Annotated in this window: 11 protein-coding genes; 6 read left to right on the top strand and 5 right to left on the bottom strand. The window is 65.9% G+C overall.

Annotation, left to right across the window (positions count from 1 at the left end):
- The first annotated feature begins 51 nt into the window (after window positions 1-51).
- Window positions 52-1,287 carry a methionine adenosyltransferase gene (metK, locus tag AC5RVN_RS04295; protein WP_494039774.1) on the top strand — a complete coding sequence of 412 codons (1,236 nt, stop codon included), beginning with the start codon at window positions 52-54 and terminating at the stop codon, window positions 1,285-1,287.
- 92 nt (window positions 1,288-1,379) lie between these two features.
- Window positions 1,380-3,527, top strand: a complete 2,148-nt coding sequence (locus AC5RVN_RS04300; RefSeq protein WP_494137166.1) for a primosomal protein N' — start codon at window positions 1,380-1,382, stop codon at window positions 3,525-3,527.
- 3 nt (window positions 3,528-3,530) lie between these two features.
- Here the strand turns inward: AC5RVN_RS04300 and AC5RVN_RS04305 are convergent, their stop codons facing one another.
- From AC5RVN_RS04305 to AC5RVN_RS04320, 4 genes are read right to left on the bottom strand one after another with little or no spacing between them, the layout of a single operon-like run.
- Window positions 3,531-4,625 (bottom strand): glycosyltransferase family 4 protein, encoded by a 1,095-nt coding sequence (locus tag AC5RVN_RS04305; protein ID WP_494137167.1) that lies wholly within the window; start codon window positions 4,623-4,625, stop codon window positions 3,531-3,533.
- Complete coding sequence (locus tag AC5RVN_RS04310; RefSeq protein WP_494137168.1) at window positions 4,622-5,551, bottom strand: alpha/beta fold hydrolase; 930 nt, start codon at window positions 5,549-5,551, stop codon at window positions 4,622-4,624. Before AC5RVN_RS04310 ends, AC5RVN_RS04305 begins: the two co-directional genes overlap by 4 nt.
- Before the next feature lie 7 nt (window positions 5,552-5,558).
- Window positions 5,559-6,428 carry an aldo/keto reductase gene (locus AC5RVN_RS04315; RefSeq protein ID WP_494137169.1) on the bottom strand — a complete coding sequence of 290 codons (870 nt, stop codon included), beginning with the start codon at window positions 6,426-6,428 and terminating at the stop codon, window positions 5,559-5,561.
- Window positions 6,429-6,438: 10 nt separating this feature from the next.
- Window positions 6,439-7,413 (bottom strand): sugar-binding transcriptional regulator, encoded by a 975-nt coding sequence (locus AC5RVN_RS04320; RefSeq protein WP_494137170.1) that lies wholly within the window; start codon window positions 7,411-7,413, stop codon window positions 6,439-6,441.
- Between the two features lie 123 nt (window positions 7,414-7,536).
- On the opposite strand from AC5RVN_RS04320, the gene AC5RVN_RS04325 reads away from it, so the two are divergent.
- The 3 genes from AC5RVN_RS04325 to glpK all read left to right on the top strand — a co-directional run bounded on the left by AC5RVN_RS04325 (window position 7,537) and on the right by glpK (window position 11,749).
- A complete protein-coding gene (locus tag AC5RVN_RS04325; protein WP_494137171.1) occupies window positions 7,537-9,348 on the top strand; it encodes a glycerol-3-phosphate dehydrogenase/oxidase in 1,812 nt (603 codons plus the stop codon).
- Window positions 9,349-9,433: 85 nt separating this feature from the next.
- Window positions 9,434-10,183, top strand: coding sequence for an MIP/aquaporin family protein (locus tag AC5RVN_RS04330; protein WP_494039767.1), 750 nt, complete (start codon window positions 9,434-9,436; stop codon window positions 10,181-10,183).
- A gap of 51 nt (window positions 10,184-10,234) precedes the next feature.
- Window positions 10,235-11,749 carry a glycerol kinase GlpK gene (gene glpK, locus AC5RVN_RS04335; protein WP_494039766.1) on the top strand — a complete coding sequence of 505 codons (1,515 nt, stop codon included), beginning with the start codon at window positions 10,235-10,237 and terminating at the stop codon, window positions 11,747-11,749.
- 74 nt (window positions 11,750-11,823) lie between these two features.
- Here glpK and AC5RVN_RS04340 read toward each other — a convergent pair whose 3' ends face one another.
- Entirely contained in the window at window positions 11,824-14,202 is a 2,379-nt protein-coding gene (locus AC5RVN_RS04340; RefSeq protein WP_494137172.1) for a PEP/pyruvate-binding domain-containing protein, read from the bottom strand.
- 292 nt (window positions 14,203-14,494) lie between these two features.
- Between AC5RVN_RS04340 and leuS the strand changes: the two genes are divergently transcribed.
- On the top strand, window positions 14,495-17,020 hold the full coding sequence (leuS, locus tag AC5RVN_RS04345; protein WP_494137173.1) for a leucine--tRNA ligase: 2,526 nt from the start codon (window positions 14,495-14,497) through the stop codon (window positions 17,018-17,020).
- The last annotated feature ends 2 nt before the right edge of the window (window positions 17,021-17,022 follow it).

Consider the following 17,022-nt stretch of genomic DNA (forward strand, 5'->3'; position numbering starts at 1 on the left):
CTGCTGCCGTCTCCTGCAGGGAGTACGGATCCCAACCAGTAAGGTAGTTGAGTGACTTTACCGCTGCACCTTCCCCCATCCCACGCGGCCACCCCGTCCGCGCTCCGGCTCTTCACCTCCGAGTCGGTCACCGAGGGCCACCCGGACAAGATCTGCGACCAGATTAGCGACGCCATCCTCGACGCGCTGCTGGACAAGGACCCGGAATCGCGTGTCGCGGTGGAAACCATGGCCACCACCGGCCTGGTCCACGTGGCCGGTGAGGTCACCACTGACGCCTACGTCGAAATCCCCCAGATCGTGCGCGAAACCATCCTGGGCATTGGGTACGATTCCTCGGCCAACGGATTCGACGGCGCCCGCTGCGGTGTGTCCGTATCCATCGGGCAGCAGTCCAACGACATCGCCGGGGGAGTCTTCAATTCCCTTGAGGCCCGCGAGGGACGCCAGGAAGACGATTACGACCTTCAGGGCGCCGGAGACCAGGGCCTGATGTTCGGTTACGCGAGCGACGAAACGCCTTCTTACATGCCGACGCCCATCTGGCTGGCGCACCGCCTCTCGGAGCGGCTCACCGAAGTCCGCAAGTCAGGGGAGTTGCCTTACCTCCGTCCCGACGGCAAGACCCAGGTCACCGTCGGTTATGACCGGGACCTGCCGGTCTCGGTGGAAACCGTGGTCATTTCCAGCCAGCATGCCGAGGGCGCAAGCCTGGAACAGCTCCGTGCGGACCTCGCCTCCATCGTCATCGAGCCGGTCCTGGCAGGTGCCAACCTGGACATTTCCCGCGCGGCGAACATCCTTAACCCCGCCGGCGAGTTTGTCATCGGCGGTCCCGTTGGAGACGCCGGCTTGACCGGGCGCAAGATCATCGTTGACACCTATGGCGGGATGGCCCGCCACGGTGGTGGTGCCTTCTCCGGCAAGGATCCGTCCAAGGTGGACCGCTCAGCTGCCTACGCCATGCGGTGGGTGGCCAAAAACGTTGTGGCCGCCGGGCTCGCAAAGCGCGCAGAGATCCAGATCGCCTACGCCATTGGCCAGGCGCGCCCCGTGGGCACCTACGTGGAGACGTTCGGAACCGAAACCGTGGACCCCGCCCGGATCAGCGCTGCCATCGCAGAGATTTTTGACTTGCGGCCCCGCGCCATCATCGACGCCCTGGACCTGAAGCGCCCCATCTACGCCAAAACGGCGGCCCACGGCCATTTCGGCCGGGACGATCCCGACTTCACCTGGGAGCGGCTGGACCGCGTGGATGACCTGAAGGCGTTCTTCAACGCCTAGTCCCTGTCGTCCAGTTCCTGCAGGGAATGCCGGTGCCGGTTGACATGTCAGTACCGGCTGGTCTACTGGCCACGTCCACCCGGTCATGCTGAATGGAGGTAGCCACCTTGGTTGCTGACGATTCCGCACAGCCGTTACTGGATCTCCCGGGAGCAGTGCAGCCGTCCCTGCTGCAGGGCTTCCCGTCCCGCAAACAGCAAACCGGCCCGCAGTTCGCTGCCCGCCTCCCGGTAGCCAGGGTGCTCGTGGAATCCTCCCTGCCCCATCTGGACCGGCCGTTTGATTACGGCGTTCCTGCCGCCCTCGATGAGGATGCGCAGCCCGGTGTCAGGGTCAAGGTCAAGTTTAACGGCCAGGACCTGGGCGGGTTCATCCTGGAACGGGTTGCCGGGTCCGACGCCGGCCACACCCTGCTGCCGCTGGCGAAAGTTGTTTCCCCGGTTCCCGTCCTGACGTCCGGGATCACCGAACTGGTCACCGCCGTCGCCGCCCGGTACGCCGGGACCATCAGCGATGTCCTCCGGGTTGCGGTTCCCCCGCGGGTGGCGCGCCTGGAGAAGACGTATCCCGCAACCGGGGAAACCCCTGGCGACGGGCCTGTTGAACATGCTGCGGCCGCGAAGGAGCCGGGCGCAGGAAATGCGTGGACCAGCTACCGCAACGGCTCCGCGTTCCTGCGCCACCTGACTGATGGCGGTTCACCGAGGGCCGTGTTGAATCCTCTGCAGGGTTACGGCACCGCCGGCTGGCCGCAGCTGTTGGCCCAGGCCGTTGCCGCTGTCTACGCCTCCGGCCGGGGTGCCGTGGTGGTGGTGCCGGACAACCGTGACCTGGACCGGCTTGAGGAGGCAGTTGCGGACCTGTTGCCGTCCTCTGCCGTCGCCCGCCTGACGGCAGAGGACGGGCCCACGCCGCGCTACCAGAATTTCCTGCGACTCCTTGCCGGAACCGCCCGGGTCGCTATCGGGACCCGGTCCGCCGCCTATGCTCCCGTCAAGGACCTGGGGCTCGCTGTTTGCTGGGACGACGGCGACGACCTCCACATCGAACAGCGCGCGCCCTACGCCCACGCCCGCGAAGTCCTGCTCCTGCGTACCGAACAGGCGGGAGCGGCATGCCTCCTGGCCGGGCACGCCCGCAGCACCGAGGTCCAACGGCTTGTCGAGACGGGCTGGGCCCTGCCTGTCGAAGCCGACCGTACGCTGGTCCGCAGCACCGTCCCGCGGGTGGTGAACACCGCGGACAGCTTCGAGCAGGAGCGGGATCCGCTGGCCAGGATCGCCCGCCTTCCCGGTGCTGCCTGGAGGGCGGCCAAGGAGGGCCTCGAACGGGGGCCCGTCCTTGTCCAGGTGGCCCGGGCCGGCTACGCGCCGTCGCTGGTGTGTGACAGGTGCCGGGAGCCGGCACGCTGTGGTGCCTGCCAGGGTCCCCTGGCCGTAGCCGGACCGAGTGGCACAAACGCCCTGCCCCAATGCCGGTGGTGCTCCACTCCTGACCCTAAGTGGCACTGCGCGCACTGCAACAGCCGGAAGCTGCGCAGGGGCGCAACCGGCGTGATTCGGACGGCTGAGGAGCTGGGCCGGGCATTTCCCGGCAAGACGGTCATCACGTCCTCGGGTGACCAGGTGAAGGCACACGTAACCAGCGGCAACGCCCTGGTAGTGGCTACGGTGGGGGCCGAGCCAATCGCGGAAAACGGATACGCCGCGGCCTTGCTGCTGGACGGTGACTCCCTGCTGCGCCGGGAAACCCTGCGGGCCGGTGAAGATACTGTGCGCCGTTGGTTCAACGCCGCTGCGCTGGTGCGTCCAGGGGCAGAGGGGGGCCTTGTAGTGGTTACCGCATCGGACACCGGCCCGGTGGGCGCGCTGCTCCGGTGGGATCCTGCAGGTTACGCCCGGCGTGAGCTCTCCCTGCGGGCTGAGCTGCAGCTTCCTCCAGCGGTGCGCATCGCCTCGGTCACGGGGCCTCGGGCCGCCGTCGAGCATTTCTCCGGCGCAGTGGCGGCGCAACTGGAACAATCCGGGGTCCTGCTCCGGACTGCAGGCCCTGCGCCGGTGATCCTCAGCGCTGCACCCTCCGCCCGCCGCTCCGCGGAGGATGTCCGGACCCTTCTGTTCTTCCCCTACGCCCAGGCCGCTGCGGTGACCCGCGTCCTGCGGGCCACCCGCGCCGCAACGGCCGCGAAGCGCGCCACCGAACCGGTGCAGGTGCGCCTGGACGGGGTTGACGTGCTCTAGCGGCTACCTGCGAAGGCCCTGCCCGCCGCGGCGCCGGGCCACGATCCCCTGGGCCACGTCCACCAGTTGGCGGGCCGATTCATCCCAGTTGAACTCCGCGGCACGGGCTGCAGAACGCCGCGAAATGTCCTCCCACCGCTCCGGGTCCTGCAGCTTCTTCACAGCGTCCGCGAACTGCAGGGGAGAGGCCGGATCGACGTAGCTCGCGGCGTCGCCGCCCACTTCGCGGAAGATGGGAATATCGCTGGCGATGACCGGCGTGCCCAGCGCCATGGCCTCCACCAGAGGCAGGCCGTACCCTTCGGCCCGTGAAAGGCTCACCAGTGCGGTGGCCGTTTTCAGGAGCGCGCTGTACTCCTCATCGGTGACGCCATTGCGGAAGACCACCCGGGCTCCCGGGGGAATGAGCTTCTCAAGTTCGGCCCGCCGCTGCGGGGTTATCCGGCTGAGCAGGTGCAGTGTAAAGCCGGGCAGTTCAGCCATGCCGGCCACCATGGTCTCCACGTTTTTGTACGGCATGAATGAGCCCATGTACACAAGGGAGGGCTCGGCGCCGGCTTCCGGTACGCGGGGCTCCTGCGCCGGTTGCGGTGCGTTGCTGATGATCCGGACGGGCCGGCGCGTGAGCCGGTACTTGGCCATCAGGGCCTCGGTGGTCCTGCTGATGGTGGCGACGACGTCGGCCCGGTTGAGGAGGAGCCGCTGCGGCCAGTACGCCTTGTGGTAAAGGCGCCAGAGCAACCGCACGGGGGCGGGCAGGAATCCCGGGGGTGCGGGGTGCTCATAATAGATGAGGTCGTGCAGGGTCAGGACCAGCCCGTACTTCCGGCCCCAGGTGCCCATCGTCTGCATAGGGCAGACCACCACGTCCGCGCCCAGCGGGTTGATCCTGCGGGCAACGAGAAGTTCCGCGGGGGACAGGGGGCTGTTGATCAGTGTGTATGGCACGTCCGGCAGCAGGGTGAGCTGGCGGATGTCGCAAATAAGCATGGAAACGTCGGCGATTTTCGACGTTGCCGCAATGAGGCTGGCTCCGTAGCGGCTGATGCCGTCGTGGTGGTCAGTCCGGGTGAAACGGGCGTCAATGACAATTTTCACGCGGGGTGGTCCTTCAGGAAGCTGCGGATGTAGCGGGCAGCCGGCTCCGGCGTTTCGTAGTGGATCAGGTGGCCGACGCCCGGGATGACCTGGAGTTCGCCGTCGGGCAACAGCGCGGCCAGCCGGTGCTGGTCCGGCAGCATGGCGATTTCGTCCTTCTCTCCCGCGATCAGCAGCACCGGTAGGGTCAGGCGCTTGGCCACCTCGGCCACGTGGCTGCTGACGGAGGCGGTAAAAGACTCGAGAAGGCTGTCCCGGCTGGCAAAGGCACTGAAGTAGGCGTGGTGCTGGCCGTGAATGAAGCGCCGAAGGTCCCGGTCGGCCGTTTTTGCCATGGTTTCACTCATTACCCGGACAATTGCAGGGCTGCGCAACAGGGCAAGCCCCAGCGGTCGGGGCAGGCGGGCCGAGAGCCGGTAATAGAGCACGGCCAGCCTGGTCATCACGCCTTTCGGTCCCTCCAGCGCCGGCGCGGCGATGGGGTTGACCAGGATCAGGGGATGCACCGTGCCCGGATTGGCTGCCACAAAATGCGCGGCAATAATCGAGCCGAAGGAATGCCCCAACAGAACGGTGTCCGCGCCCAGACCCAGGGCCGTCATGAATTCCGAAATGAACGCCCCGTAACCCCTTACGGTGTGGCCACCGGACCCGAACGCGTCTGAACTGCCAAAGCCGGGCAGGTCCGGCATGATGATCTTCATCTCCGGGAGCTGATCGGCCACCCGGAGGAGCCCATGGTGGTCGCCGCGGAACCCGTGGATCACCAGGATGGTCCGGGTTTCAGGGGTCACCAGCCCGGGTTCGTAGGTCCAGTAGGAAACCTTCCCGCCTCCGAGCTGCACTGAAGAGGCGCGGGTGCGGCCCGCCAGGTCCGGGCTGAAGAACGCGGGCGCGGGGGACTGCCCCGGAGATGTTGTTTTCATGCAGGTCCTAATTGACGTTGTCCGGGTGGGAACCAACCCGCTGTCCGCGGTCCAGTCCGGCGAGCGCATCCATGTCCCTGGCTGTGAGCTCAAAGTTGAAAACGTCCAGGTTTTCCCGGATGCGTGCCTCGGAACTTGCCTTGGGAATGGCAATGTTTCCCAGTTCCATGTGCCAGCGAAGAACAGTCTGCGCAGGGGTCCTGCCGTGTTCGACGGCGCAGGCCTGCACCACGGGGTCGGCCAGCACGCGGCCGCGGCCCAAGGGGCTCCACGCTTCCGTCCTGATACCGAGTCCGTCGTGAATCTTCCGCAGCTCGTGCTGCTGGAGCCACGGGTGCAGCTCGATCTGGTTTACGGCAGGGACTACCTCTGCCGTCTGCAGCAACCGGTCGAGGTGGGCAGGCTGGAAGTTGCTGACGCCGATGGCCCGCACTTTTCCCTCCCGGTAAAGCGTCTCCATGGCGCGGTAGGTTTCGGGAAACAGGCCGCGCCTTGGGCAGGGCCAGTGGATGAGGTACATGTCCACGTAGTCCAGGCCCAGGTTGACCATCGAGGTATCAAACGCACGCAGAGTTGCATCGTAGCCGTGGCGGTCGTTCCACACCTTGGTGGTAACAAAAATGTCCTCCCGGGCGGGCGCCGGGAAAAGTTCGCCGGAGCCGCCGCTGCCCGGCTGCGTTCCGAGCTGGGAGCTGATGCCCCGCGCCACGCCGGACTCGTTGCCGTACATGGCTGCGGTGTCGAAGTGGCGGTACCCGGAAGCGAGGGCCATGGCAACAAGTCCCGCCGCTTCGGATGGCGGCACCTTGTACAGGCCGTAGCCCAGCTGGTCGATCAGCACGCCGTTGTTCAGGCTCAGCCGCGGGGAGATCCTCATAGCCATGACTCTACCTACTCGCCACAGCAAGGCCCTCCAGGCCCACCAGGCGGCGTGCAGTGGCTTCGTCGAGGATCAGGTCCGTAGCCAGGCGCGCCGCAAGTGCGCCTTTCAGCCCGTTGATCTTGGAGACACCGGAAACCACGCAGATCCTGCGCCGGACCTGGCGAAGTGCGGCGAGGGCCGGCCCGGTGGACCTTTCGTTGAGCACGATCCCGTCCGAGGAGCCGTCGGCGCGGAAGAATACGGTTGCAACGTCCCCTACAACGTCGGAGATGGCCAGGGTGCGGAGGTCGGCCTCGTCCAGGTACCCGCCGGCGTAGACGTGGCTGGGGTAGTCCGCGTCCACGGATCCGACGCCGAAGATCGCGATGCTCATCTTCGCCTGGAGTTCAAGGATGCGCTGCACGCTGCGTTCATTCCACATTGCAGTCTTGGTACCGGCGTGGTCGAAAAACGCAGGAACCGGGAACTGTTCCACCCGCGCCCCGTAGGCACTGCCGAAGCGGCGCATGATGTCACTCGCGTAGGTGATGCCTGTTGTGTGCATATTTCCCGCGCCATTCAGTTGCACCACCACACTGTCATGGGTGATCTTCCTTGTCAGGTGCCTGCTCACGGCGCTGAGGGTGGATCCCCACGCGACCCCGATGATGGCATTGGAGTCCACCAGTGGACCGATGGTGCGGGCCGCCTGCATGGCCACCCGGTCCAGGGTCTCGGCCTCATTCAGTGTTTCCACGACCGGGACAACATGGGCGTCGACTCCGTACCGACGGCGGATCAGGCCTTCCAGCTCCGGACCGGTGTCCAGGGGGTTCCGGATCTGAACCTGCACCAGGCCCGAATCCCGGGCCGAGGACAACAGCCGTGAAACCGTGGAGCGGGACGTCCGCAATTCGCGGGCGATCGCGTCCATGGTGAGGTCCTGCAGGTAATACATTTGTGCAGCCCGAAGGGCGTCAGCGTGCCTGGATGGGTCCATGGTGACTCCGTTCTGCACGTTTGTGCATATAGCTTGACTCCATTTTCCATTACTCCAAAGAATAGACGAGAACGGTCAATCACTTAGCCGTGCCCACGTCAGACAACGCCCAAGGGAGTCGTTTTGGGACCCAAGGATTCATCCACCCGCGCCGCAGCACCAAAGCCGGGAGCGGAACGCCCATCGGTGCACAACCTGCGCCTCCGTCCGCATGCGAAAGTGCTGGTGGTGGGAGGTGGAATCAACGGCGTCGGAACCTTCCGGGATCTGGCCCTGCAGGGTGTAGACGTTGCGCTGGTGGAACGCGGCGACTTCTGCCAGGGGGCAAGCGGCGCATCCTCGCATATGATCCACGGCGGTATCCGTTATCTCGAAAACGGGGAGTTCCGGCTGGTCCGGGAGTCAGTGGTGGAGCGCAACCGGCTGTTGCGGATTGCACCGCACTACGTCAAGCCGCTGCAGACCACCATCCCCATCTTCAGTACTTTTACGGGCGTGCTGGCGGCGCCGTTCCGGTTCCTCACCCATAAGCAGGGAAAGCCTGCGGAGCGCGGCGCCTTCCTCATCAAACTCGGCCTCAGCCTGTATGACTCGTTTTCCCGCGACGGCGGTTCCGTGCCGCGCCACGAGTTCCGCGGCCGTGAACGTGCCCTCCAGGAACTGCCCCGCCTGCGTCCGGACGTCAAGTACACGGCCACCTACTTCGATGCTTCCGTGCACAACCCTGAGCGGCTCACGCTCGATGTCCTGCAGGACGGTGAGAAGGCCGGGCGCGCAGCCGGCCCCGGCACCCAGGGCAGCGCAGCGCGCGCCAGCAACTACCTGTCACTGAGATCCATGACCGGCGAACCTAACCGGGGCACGGGCAGAGGCAGCACCGTGCGGCTGCGGGATGAGCTGACCGGGGAGGAGTTCGACTTTACTGCTGACGTCATCGTCAACACCACGGGGGCGTGGGTGGACCGTACCAATGAAGCCATGGGCACAGCTTCCGCCTTCATGGGCGGCACCAAGGGCTCGCATGTCGTGCTCGACCATCCCGAACTCCTGGCCGCCTGCGGGGGACGTGAGATCTTCTTTGAGCACACCGACGGCCGGATCGTCCTCATCTATCCCATGGATGACCGCGTCCTTGTCGGGACTACGGACGTGGACGCCGACCTAAGCCAGGATGCCGTCTGCACGGACGAGGAAATCGAGTACTTCTTCGACCTTATCGGCCACGTCTTTCCCTCCATCGGGGTTACGCGCGAACAAGTTGTCTACACCTTCTCCGGGGTGCGGCCGCTGCCCCGGCATGACGAGACGCAGCCCGGGTTCGTTTCCCGGGACTACCGGATCGAGCGCCGGGAAACAGGCAGCAGCACCGCCGGTGCGGGCGCCGTCGTCCTGAGCCTCGTAGGCGGCAAGTGGACTACGTTCCGGGCGCTGGCCGAACACCTCACCAACGACGTCCTCGCCGAACTCGGCATGCAGCGGAAAACCTCAACGGCCCACCTACCCATCGGCGGCGGAGCAGACTTTCCCGCTGACGAGGCCGGCGTGCAGAAGTGGATCAAGGCCCACATGACGGCGGCCCGTGACGCGGACCGCACCGCCGGGTTGCTGACCCGGTACGGGACGCGGGCGGAATCCGTGATGGCGTACCTCGACGGCGGGCCGGACCGCCTGCTGCGTTCTACACGGGAACTGAGTGTCCGGGAATTGGAGTTCATGGCTGACCATGAACAGGTGGGGCACTTGGCGGACGTCCTGATCCGCCGTACTTCCCTGGCCTTCCGCGGCCTGGTGACGGGGGAACTGCTTAACGAGGTGGCGGACGTACTCGCCAATCCATTGAAGTGGGATCCTGCGGCACGGGCAGCCGAGATCCGGCACGCGCAGGATGTGCTGGAGCGGTTCCACCGCGTGGAAACACACAGCCTGGTCGCATAGGACAGGCTGGCCGGCCGGGACACGTCCCGGCATCACGGTCCTTCAACCCGCGAAGGACTGACAACAGAAAATAGAGGAGTCAAAGATGTCTCTTGGAATTGTTTTCCTTTCCGAAGTCTTCGGAACGGCGATGCTGACCCTGCTGGGTTGCGGTGTCGTCGCCAACGTTGCCCTGAGGGGAACCAAAGGCAACAGCGGCGGGTTCCTGATGGTGACCTGGGGATGGGGTGTTGCAGTATTCGCGGGTGTCTATGTGGCCGCGAAGTCGGGGGCACACCTGAACCCGGCTGTGACGCTGGGCCTGTTGGCCAATGGCGCTGAAGAGTACGCACCGGATGTCGCCGTCGATTTCGCCTCAACGCTGACTTACTTTGGCGGAGAACTGCTGGGCGCCTTCCTCGGGGCCGTGGTCTGCTGGCTCGCCTACAAGCAGCACTTCGACGCCGAAGAGGAACCGGCAAGCAAGCTGGGCGTGTTTTCCACGGGTCCGGCCATCCGTTCCAGTTCCTGGAATTTGGTGACTGAGATCATCGGTACCTTCGTCCTGGTCTTCGTCATCCTCACCTTCGGCGGTACGCCGTCCGGCCTCGGCCCGCTCGCCGTCGCACTGCTCGTCGTGGGCATCGGTGTCTCCCTCGGCGGCCCCACCGGCTACGCCATCAATCCCGCCCGCGACCTGGGCCCCCGGATCGCCCACGCCGTGCTGCCCATCCGGGGCAAGGGTTCCAGCGACTGGGGCTATTCCTGGATCCCCATCGTTGGTCCGCTGGTCGGCGGCGCCCTGGGCGGCCTGGTTGCCCGCGTCGTGCCGATCATCGCCACAGCAGCAGCTTGACCACTGACCTGAGCCATCCCACAAAACACCGCTAGAGACAAGGACGTCATCATGAGCCAGTATGTAATCGCCATCGACCAGGGAACCACCAGCACCCGCGCGATCGTTTTCGACCACAGCGGCAGCATCGTTTCCTCCGGCCAAATGGAGCACGAACAGATCTTCCCCAAGGCGGGGTGGGTGGAGCACAATCCCGCCGAAATTTGGAACAATACCCGCGAGGTCATCGCCTCGGCCCTCTCCAAGGCGAGCCTGACGCGACACGATATTGCCGCCGTCGGTATCACCAACCAGCGCGAAACCGCTGTGGTGTGGGACAAGACCACAGGCGAGGCCGTGTATAACGCCATCGTGTGGCAGGACACCCGCACCCAGGACATTGTGGACGAACTGTCACGGGACGGCGGAGCCGACCGCTTCAAGCAGAAGGTGGGCCTTCCGCTGGCCACCTACTTCTCCGGCACCAAGATCAAATGGATCCTGGATAACGTCGAAGGTGCCCGCCAGAGGGCCGAATCAGGTGACCTGGTGTTCGGCAACACCGATGCCTGGGTCCTGTGGAACCTCACCGGCGGGGTGGACGGCGGCGTCCACGTCACTGACGTCACCAATGCCTCGCGGACGCTGTTCATGGACCTGGACACCCTGCAGTGGGACGAGGAAATCCTGGGCATTTTCGGGGTTCCGCTGAGCATGATGCCGCAGATCAAATCCTCCTCGGAGGTCTACGGCACGGTCCACACCTCCCAGCTCCTCCGTGAGGTCCCGGTCGCAGGCATCCTCGGCGACCAGCAGGCAGCCACCTTCGGCCAGGCCGCCTTCCAGACCGGTGAAGCCAAAAACACCTACGGCACCGGCTGCTTCCTGATCTTCAACACGGGCGAGGAAATTGTCCACTCCAAGAACGGGCTGCTGACCACGGTGGGCTACAAGCTCGGCGACGCGGCGCCCCACTACGCACTGGAAGGCTCCATCGCCGTCACCGGTTCCCTGATTCAGTGGCTGCGGGACAACCTGGGAATGATCAGCAGCGCCCCGGAGGTGGAAACCCTGGCAGCCTCCGTAAAGGACAACGGCGGCGTTTACATTGTCCCGGCCTTCTCGGGGCTCTTCGCACCCTACTGGCGTTCCGACGCCCGCGGCGCGATTGTGGGCCTCACCCGCTTCGTCAACAAGAGCCACATTGCCCGGGCCGCGCTGGAAGCCACGGCGTTCCAGACGCGCGAAGTGCTCGATGCCGTGAACGCAGACTCCGGCGTTCCGCTCTCGGAGTTGAAGGTCGACGGCGGCATGGTGGCCAACGACGCGCTGATGCAGTTCCAGGCAGACATCCTTGGTGTTCCCGTGATCCGGCCCAAGGTCGTGGAGACCACGGCCCTGGGCGCTGCCTACGCTGCCGGCCTCGCCGTCGGCTTCTGGAAAGACCTCGGCGAACTGTCCTCCAACTGGTCCGAAGACAAGCGCTGGGAACCCCAGCTGGACCAGGCCGAACAGGACCGCCAGATGCGGCTCTGGAAGAAGGCAGTGACGAAGTCGATGGACTGGGTTGACGAGGACGTGCACTAGGTCCGTCACGACCTACCCCGAGGCGGCCCCTGGAATTCCGCAGGGGCCGCCTTCCTCGCGGAGTTAGGGCGGGCTCAGTCCCCGTGGAGTTCTACTGTGCCTGCGTTGCCGTCTACTGTTACCAATTGGCCGGTGAACAGGACCTGCGTGGCTGTTCCTGTTCCTACTACCGCCGGGATGCCGTACTCACGGGCTACCAGCGAGGCGTGGGCTGCGAGGTTGCCGCTGTCTGTTACGACGGCGGCAGCGTGGGCGAACAGAGGAGTCCATGCCGGGGCCGTTGCTCCCGCTACGAGCACCTCGCCTGGCTGGAATCCGGAAAAGTCACCGGGGTCCTTGACTACCCGGACGCGGCCCTTGGCCCGGCCGGGGCTCGCCGGGTGACCCACCAGCGTGCCCTGCGGAGGGTTTGGACTGCTGCGGGCCGTGTTGGCCATCCGGTCAAAAGTGTTGCCGAGCAGCGGCAGCTTGCCCAGCACCAGTGGAGCGGCCAGTTTCCGATGGCGGAGCCATTCCTCGCGGCGCCGCGCGACGGCTTCCTGCTGCGGTGGCGCATCGGGCCGCAGGTCCGGCCTGGTCAGGAAATAGATATCGTCTTGGCTGGTGATGACACCCGCCTGCTCCAGCCGGGTCCCGATTTCCGCGGCACAACGGCGCAGCAGCGGCCAGCCCAGGGTGAAGTCGCGGGCTTGTTCCTCCCGGAGCAGGGCATAGTGCTGGGCAACCTCCAGCAACATGTCGAACCGGCGCAGGCGGCGCGAACCCTGAAGTATGGAACGGCAGGTCTCCTCGGCGGCGCGCCGCGCGTCAGCTGCGGCAGCGGCACGGGCGGAGCCGTTGCCGGAGGGTGCAGATGGACCATGTTCTTCGCCTGCCGTCGGGTGGTACCAGTCGAGGCTGTAGACAGCATGGCCCGGCCTCGCCGGCAGCGCCGGGGCCAGGCCGCCCAGCAGCACCTGGTAGCTGAGGCCGTCGTGCAGTCCCTGCTCCTGCCGGGCGGCAACGGCGGGAGCAAGGTGCCGGCGCCAAAACCCGGCCAGCACCAGCTCCATCTTCCAGGCCGCCCCGCCGGTTGCGGCGAAGAACCACAGATATTGCCCTGCGGCGCGTGCTACTTGTTCAACGAGGCTGATCAGACCGTTCAGCGTTCCCGGAAGCGGGACATCCCGGTAGCCGTCAGCCAGCGCCCGGTACGCCGGGAGGTGTTGGTTTCGCCATTCCAGCTCAAGGTCCCGGAGTACCGTGCGGTCTGCGCCGGCCGGATCCACCATCGGGCGGATAACGGAGTTGAAAAAGTAGGGCAGCGAGCGGGGCGTGCCGCCAAAAATGAGGTGGGGGAGGGCCCGGGGTGTCGGCGGGGCCACGTAGTACCAGCCGTTGACCGCGGCGCTGCCCATCGGGACCCGAAGGCCCGCCGAGCGGAAGACGGCGTCGTTGTAGGCGGTGTCCATGCAGGGAATGATCCAGTCCATAAAAAGCGGTGTGACCGGTTCAGGCAGCCATTCCCCGAGCCGGAAGTTCCGCAGCCAGGCGCCCTTCCCCGGGGCGTCCCACATCACCGGCACGGGGACGGCTGTCATCGGCCGCGCCTGCAGGACCTGGACGCGGCCGGAACGGTCCATAGCCCACTCCACGTCCTGCGGGCAGCCGAAGTGCCGGGCGACCCGCCCGGCCAAAGCGGCAACCTTCGTCGCGCTTTCCCTCGTCAGCGCGGATCCTGACTCCGGCGCACCACTCCTGCGGGTGACCAGCCCGCCGCGGGCCCACCATTCTTCGCCATGCTCGGATCCTCCCACCAGATCTTCTCCGAGACCCCTGACGGCCAAGATCACGGTCTCGTCCCGTGCGCCGGTCAAGGGATTCGCAGTGAAGGCGACACCGGCGGCCGCGGCGTCCACCATCTGTTGAACGAGGACCGCCATGTTTCCGGCGCCGGTGCGGGCGGCTCCAGCGTCCGCAGCAGCGTTCGGCGGGACATCCGGGGCGGCGGCCGGCTGCTGGCGGAGCGATTCCTGGTACGCCCGGACACGTCCGGCATCCGCCGACCCGAAACAGCGGATGACTGCAACGGGAAGATCCGCCGCCGGCACGTTGAGGTAACTTTCATACATCCCGGCGTAGGAAGCGCCGGGCAGGTCTTCAGCCGCCGCCGAGGAGCGAACCGCGTACGGGCCGGGACCGGCGGCCCGGGCAGCGGCCAGCAACTGCCGGTCCCAGAGGCCCTGATTATCTTCCAAACGGGCAGTCAAAGCCCGTTGTGTCACGACGAAACCGGAGGGAACGGGAAACCCCGCAGATTTCAGCTCGGACAACGCGGCGGCCTTGCCGCCGGCGTCCTCCCGGGTCGGCGTGGAAGGTCCGCCAAGCGGCGGGAAGAGGCCGCCGGCAGGGTGACTGGCACTGAAGGCGGCACCAGCGTCATCGCCCAAGTTGTCAGCCAAGTCATCAGCCATGAGTCACCTGCCGGAACATACCCCGATTGCCCGGTTCCAGTGTAGTGAGGCACGGCGCCAACGGTACAGCGCAGCCGCTCACCGGCCTGGCCCCTTCGTGCGCTAAAGTGGTTTTATGCGTGCGATCCTCCTGCTTAGTTAGCCGCCCGGCATCCGAAACAGCGGATAACCGTGCGGCAGCCCCTCCATGGCGAGGGGCTTTTGTGTGTCCGGGCCTGTTTCCGGGCCGCACGCAGGAGGATCAGGCCGTTATGGCAGTACAGATGCCATAACAGAACAGAAGAGGGCAGCAGTGGGCGTTCAGCCGGAAACAGAGACCGGAACAGCAGCAGTGTCGGCGGAGGTGTCCGAGGAGGGCACGTACAGTTTTGCCGCCATGGAGGCCAAGTGGCCGCAGGTATGGGATGACCTTAAGGTCTTCACCCCTGTCGACGACGGGTCCCGGGAGCGGCGCTACGTGCTGGACATGTTCCCGTACCCGTCCGGCGACCTTCACATGGGGCACGCCGAAGCGTTTGCCATGGGCGACGTTGTCGCCCGCTACCTCCGCCAGCAGGGTTACGACGTCCTGCATCCGATCGGCTGGGACTCGTTTGGCCTGCCCGCCGAAAACGCGGCCATCAAACGCAACGCCCACCCCAGTGAGTGGACTTACGCCAACATCGACACCCAGGCGGCGTCCTTCAAGCGGTACGCCATCTCCGCCGACTGGTCGCGCCGGCTGCACACCTCGGACCCGGAGTATTACCGCTGGACCCAGTGGCTGTTCAAGCGCTTCTACGAGCGCGGCCTGGCGTACCGCAAGAATTCCCCGGTCAACTGGTGCCCCAAGGACCAGACCGTGCTCGCCAACGAGCAGGTTGTCAATGGCGCCTGCGAACGCTGCGGCACCACCGTCACCAAGAAGTCGCTGAACCAGTGGTACTTCAAGATCACCGATTACGCTGACCGGCTGCTCGATGACATGGATGAGCTGCGGGGCCACTGGCCCGAGCGGGTGCTTGCCATGCAACGGAACTGGATCGGCCGCTCCGAAGGAGCGCACGTCAGTTTCGTGATCGGGGCCGTCGGCGGCAAGCCCGCCAAGGACGTCACAGTTTTCACTACCCGCCCGGACACCCTGTACGGCGCAACCTTCTTCGTCGTCGCAGCGGACGCGCCCCTCGCCGTCGAACTGGTAACGGACGAGCACGCCGCCGCCCTGGACGACTACCGTGAGCAGGTCAAGGCGCTTACCGAAATCGAACGGCAATCCACCGAGCGTGAAAAGACCGGCGTTTTCACCGGCCGGTATGCCGTCAACCCGCTGAACGGGGAGAAGCTGCCGGTGTGGGCAGCCGACTACGTCCTGGCCGACTACGGCACCGGCGCCATCATGGCCGTGCCGGCCCACGACCAGCGCGACCTCGACTTTGCCCGGAAGTTCGGCCTCCCGGTACGGGCCGTCCTGGACACCGGCGAGGAAGACCCTGCAGTGTCCGGCACCGCCACCGCAGGCGAAGGCACCCTCATCAACTCCGGTGAGCTGGACGGACTGCCCAAGGCCGAGGCCATCCCGGCGGCAATAGCCATCCTTGAACGGCAGGGCACCGGAGAGAAGTTCGTCAACTTCCGGCTGCGCGACTGGCTGCTCAGCCGGCAGCGGTTCTGGGGAACCCCCATCCCGATCATCCACTGCCCGTCCTGCGGCGAGGTTCCCGTCCCTGATGAGCATCTGCCCGTCACCCTGCCGGCAGACCTGCGCGGCGAGGACCTGTCGCCGAAGGGCACATCGCCGCTGGCTGCCGCCGAGGCCTGGGTTAATGTCGAGTGCCCCAGCTGCCACGGCCCCGCCAAACGCGATACCGACACCATGGACACCTTCGTGGATTCGTCCTGGTACTTCCTGCGCTTTGTGTCCCCGGACTACACGGAGGGTCCCTTCGATCCGGCCAAGATCAACGACTGGATGCCGGTAGGGCAATACGTGGGCGGCGTGGAGCACGCCATCCTGCACCTGCTCTACGCCCGGTTCTTCACCAAGGTGATCCACGACCTGGGCATGATCGACGCCGACGAGCCGTTCAGCGCCCTGCTGAACCAGGGCCAGGTCCTGAACGGCGGCAAGGCCATGAGCAAGTCCCTTGGCAACGGCGTTGACCTCGGTGAGCAACTGGACAAGTACGGCGTCGACGCCGTCCGTCTCACCATGATCTTCGCCTCGCCTCCCGAGGACGACGTCGACTGGGCCGATGTTTCACCCTCCGGCTCTGCGAAGTTCCTGGCCCGGGCGTGGCGGCTGGCGCAGGACGTCACCAGCGAGCCCGGTTCCGACCCCGGCGCCGGGGACCGTGCGCTGCGGTCGGTTACGCACCGCACCATTGCGGACGCCGCCGCCCTGCTGGACAGCAACAAGTTCAACGTGGTGGTGGCCAAGCTGATGGAGCTGGTCAACGCAACGCGCAAATCCATAGATGCCGGCGCCGGAGGTTCTGACCCTGCAGTGCGGGAAGCTGCCGAGGCAGTTGCGGTGATCCTCAGCCTCTTCGCCCCGTACACCGCAGAGGACATGTGGAACGTCCTGGGTCACCCCGCCTCGGTGGCAAATGCGGGCTGGCCGGCGCACGACGAGTCCCTGCTGGTGCAGGACACCGTTACCGCCGTCGTCCAGGTCCAGGGCAAGGTCAGGGACAGGCTCGAGGTCTCGCCCGGTGTCTCCGAGAACCAGCTGCGTGAACTGGCGCTGGCATCGGAGAACGTCCAGCGCGCCCTCGACGGCCGCGGCATCCGCACCGTAATCGTCCGCGCCCCTAAACTGGTCAACATCGTCCCGGCGTAAGC

The sequence above is a fragment of the Arthrobacter sp. sptzw32 genome, assembly GCF_059089735.1.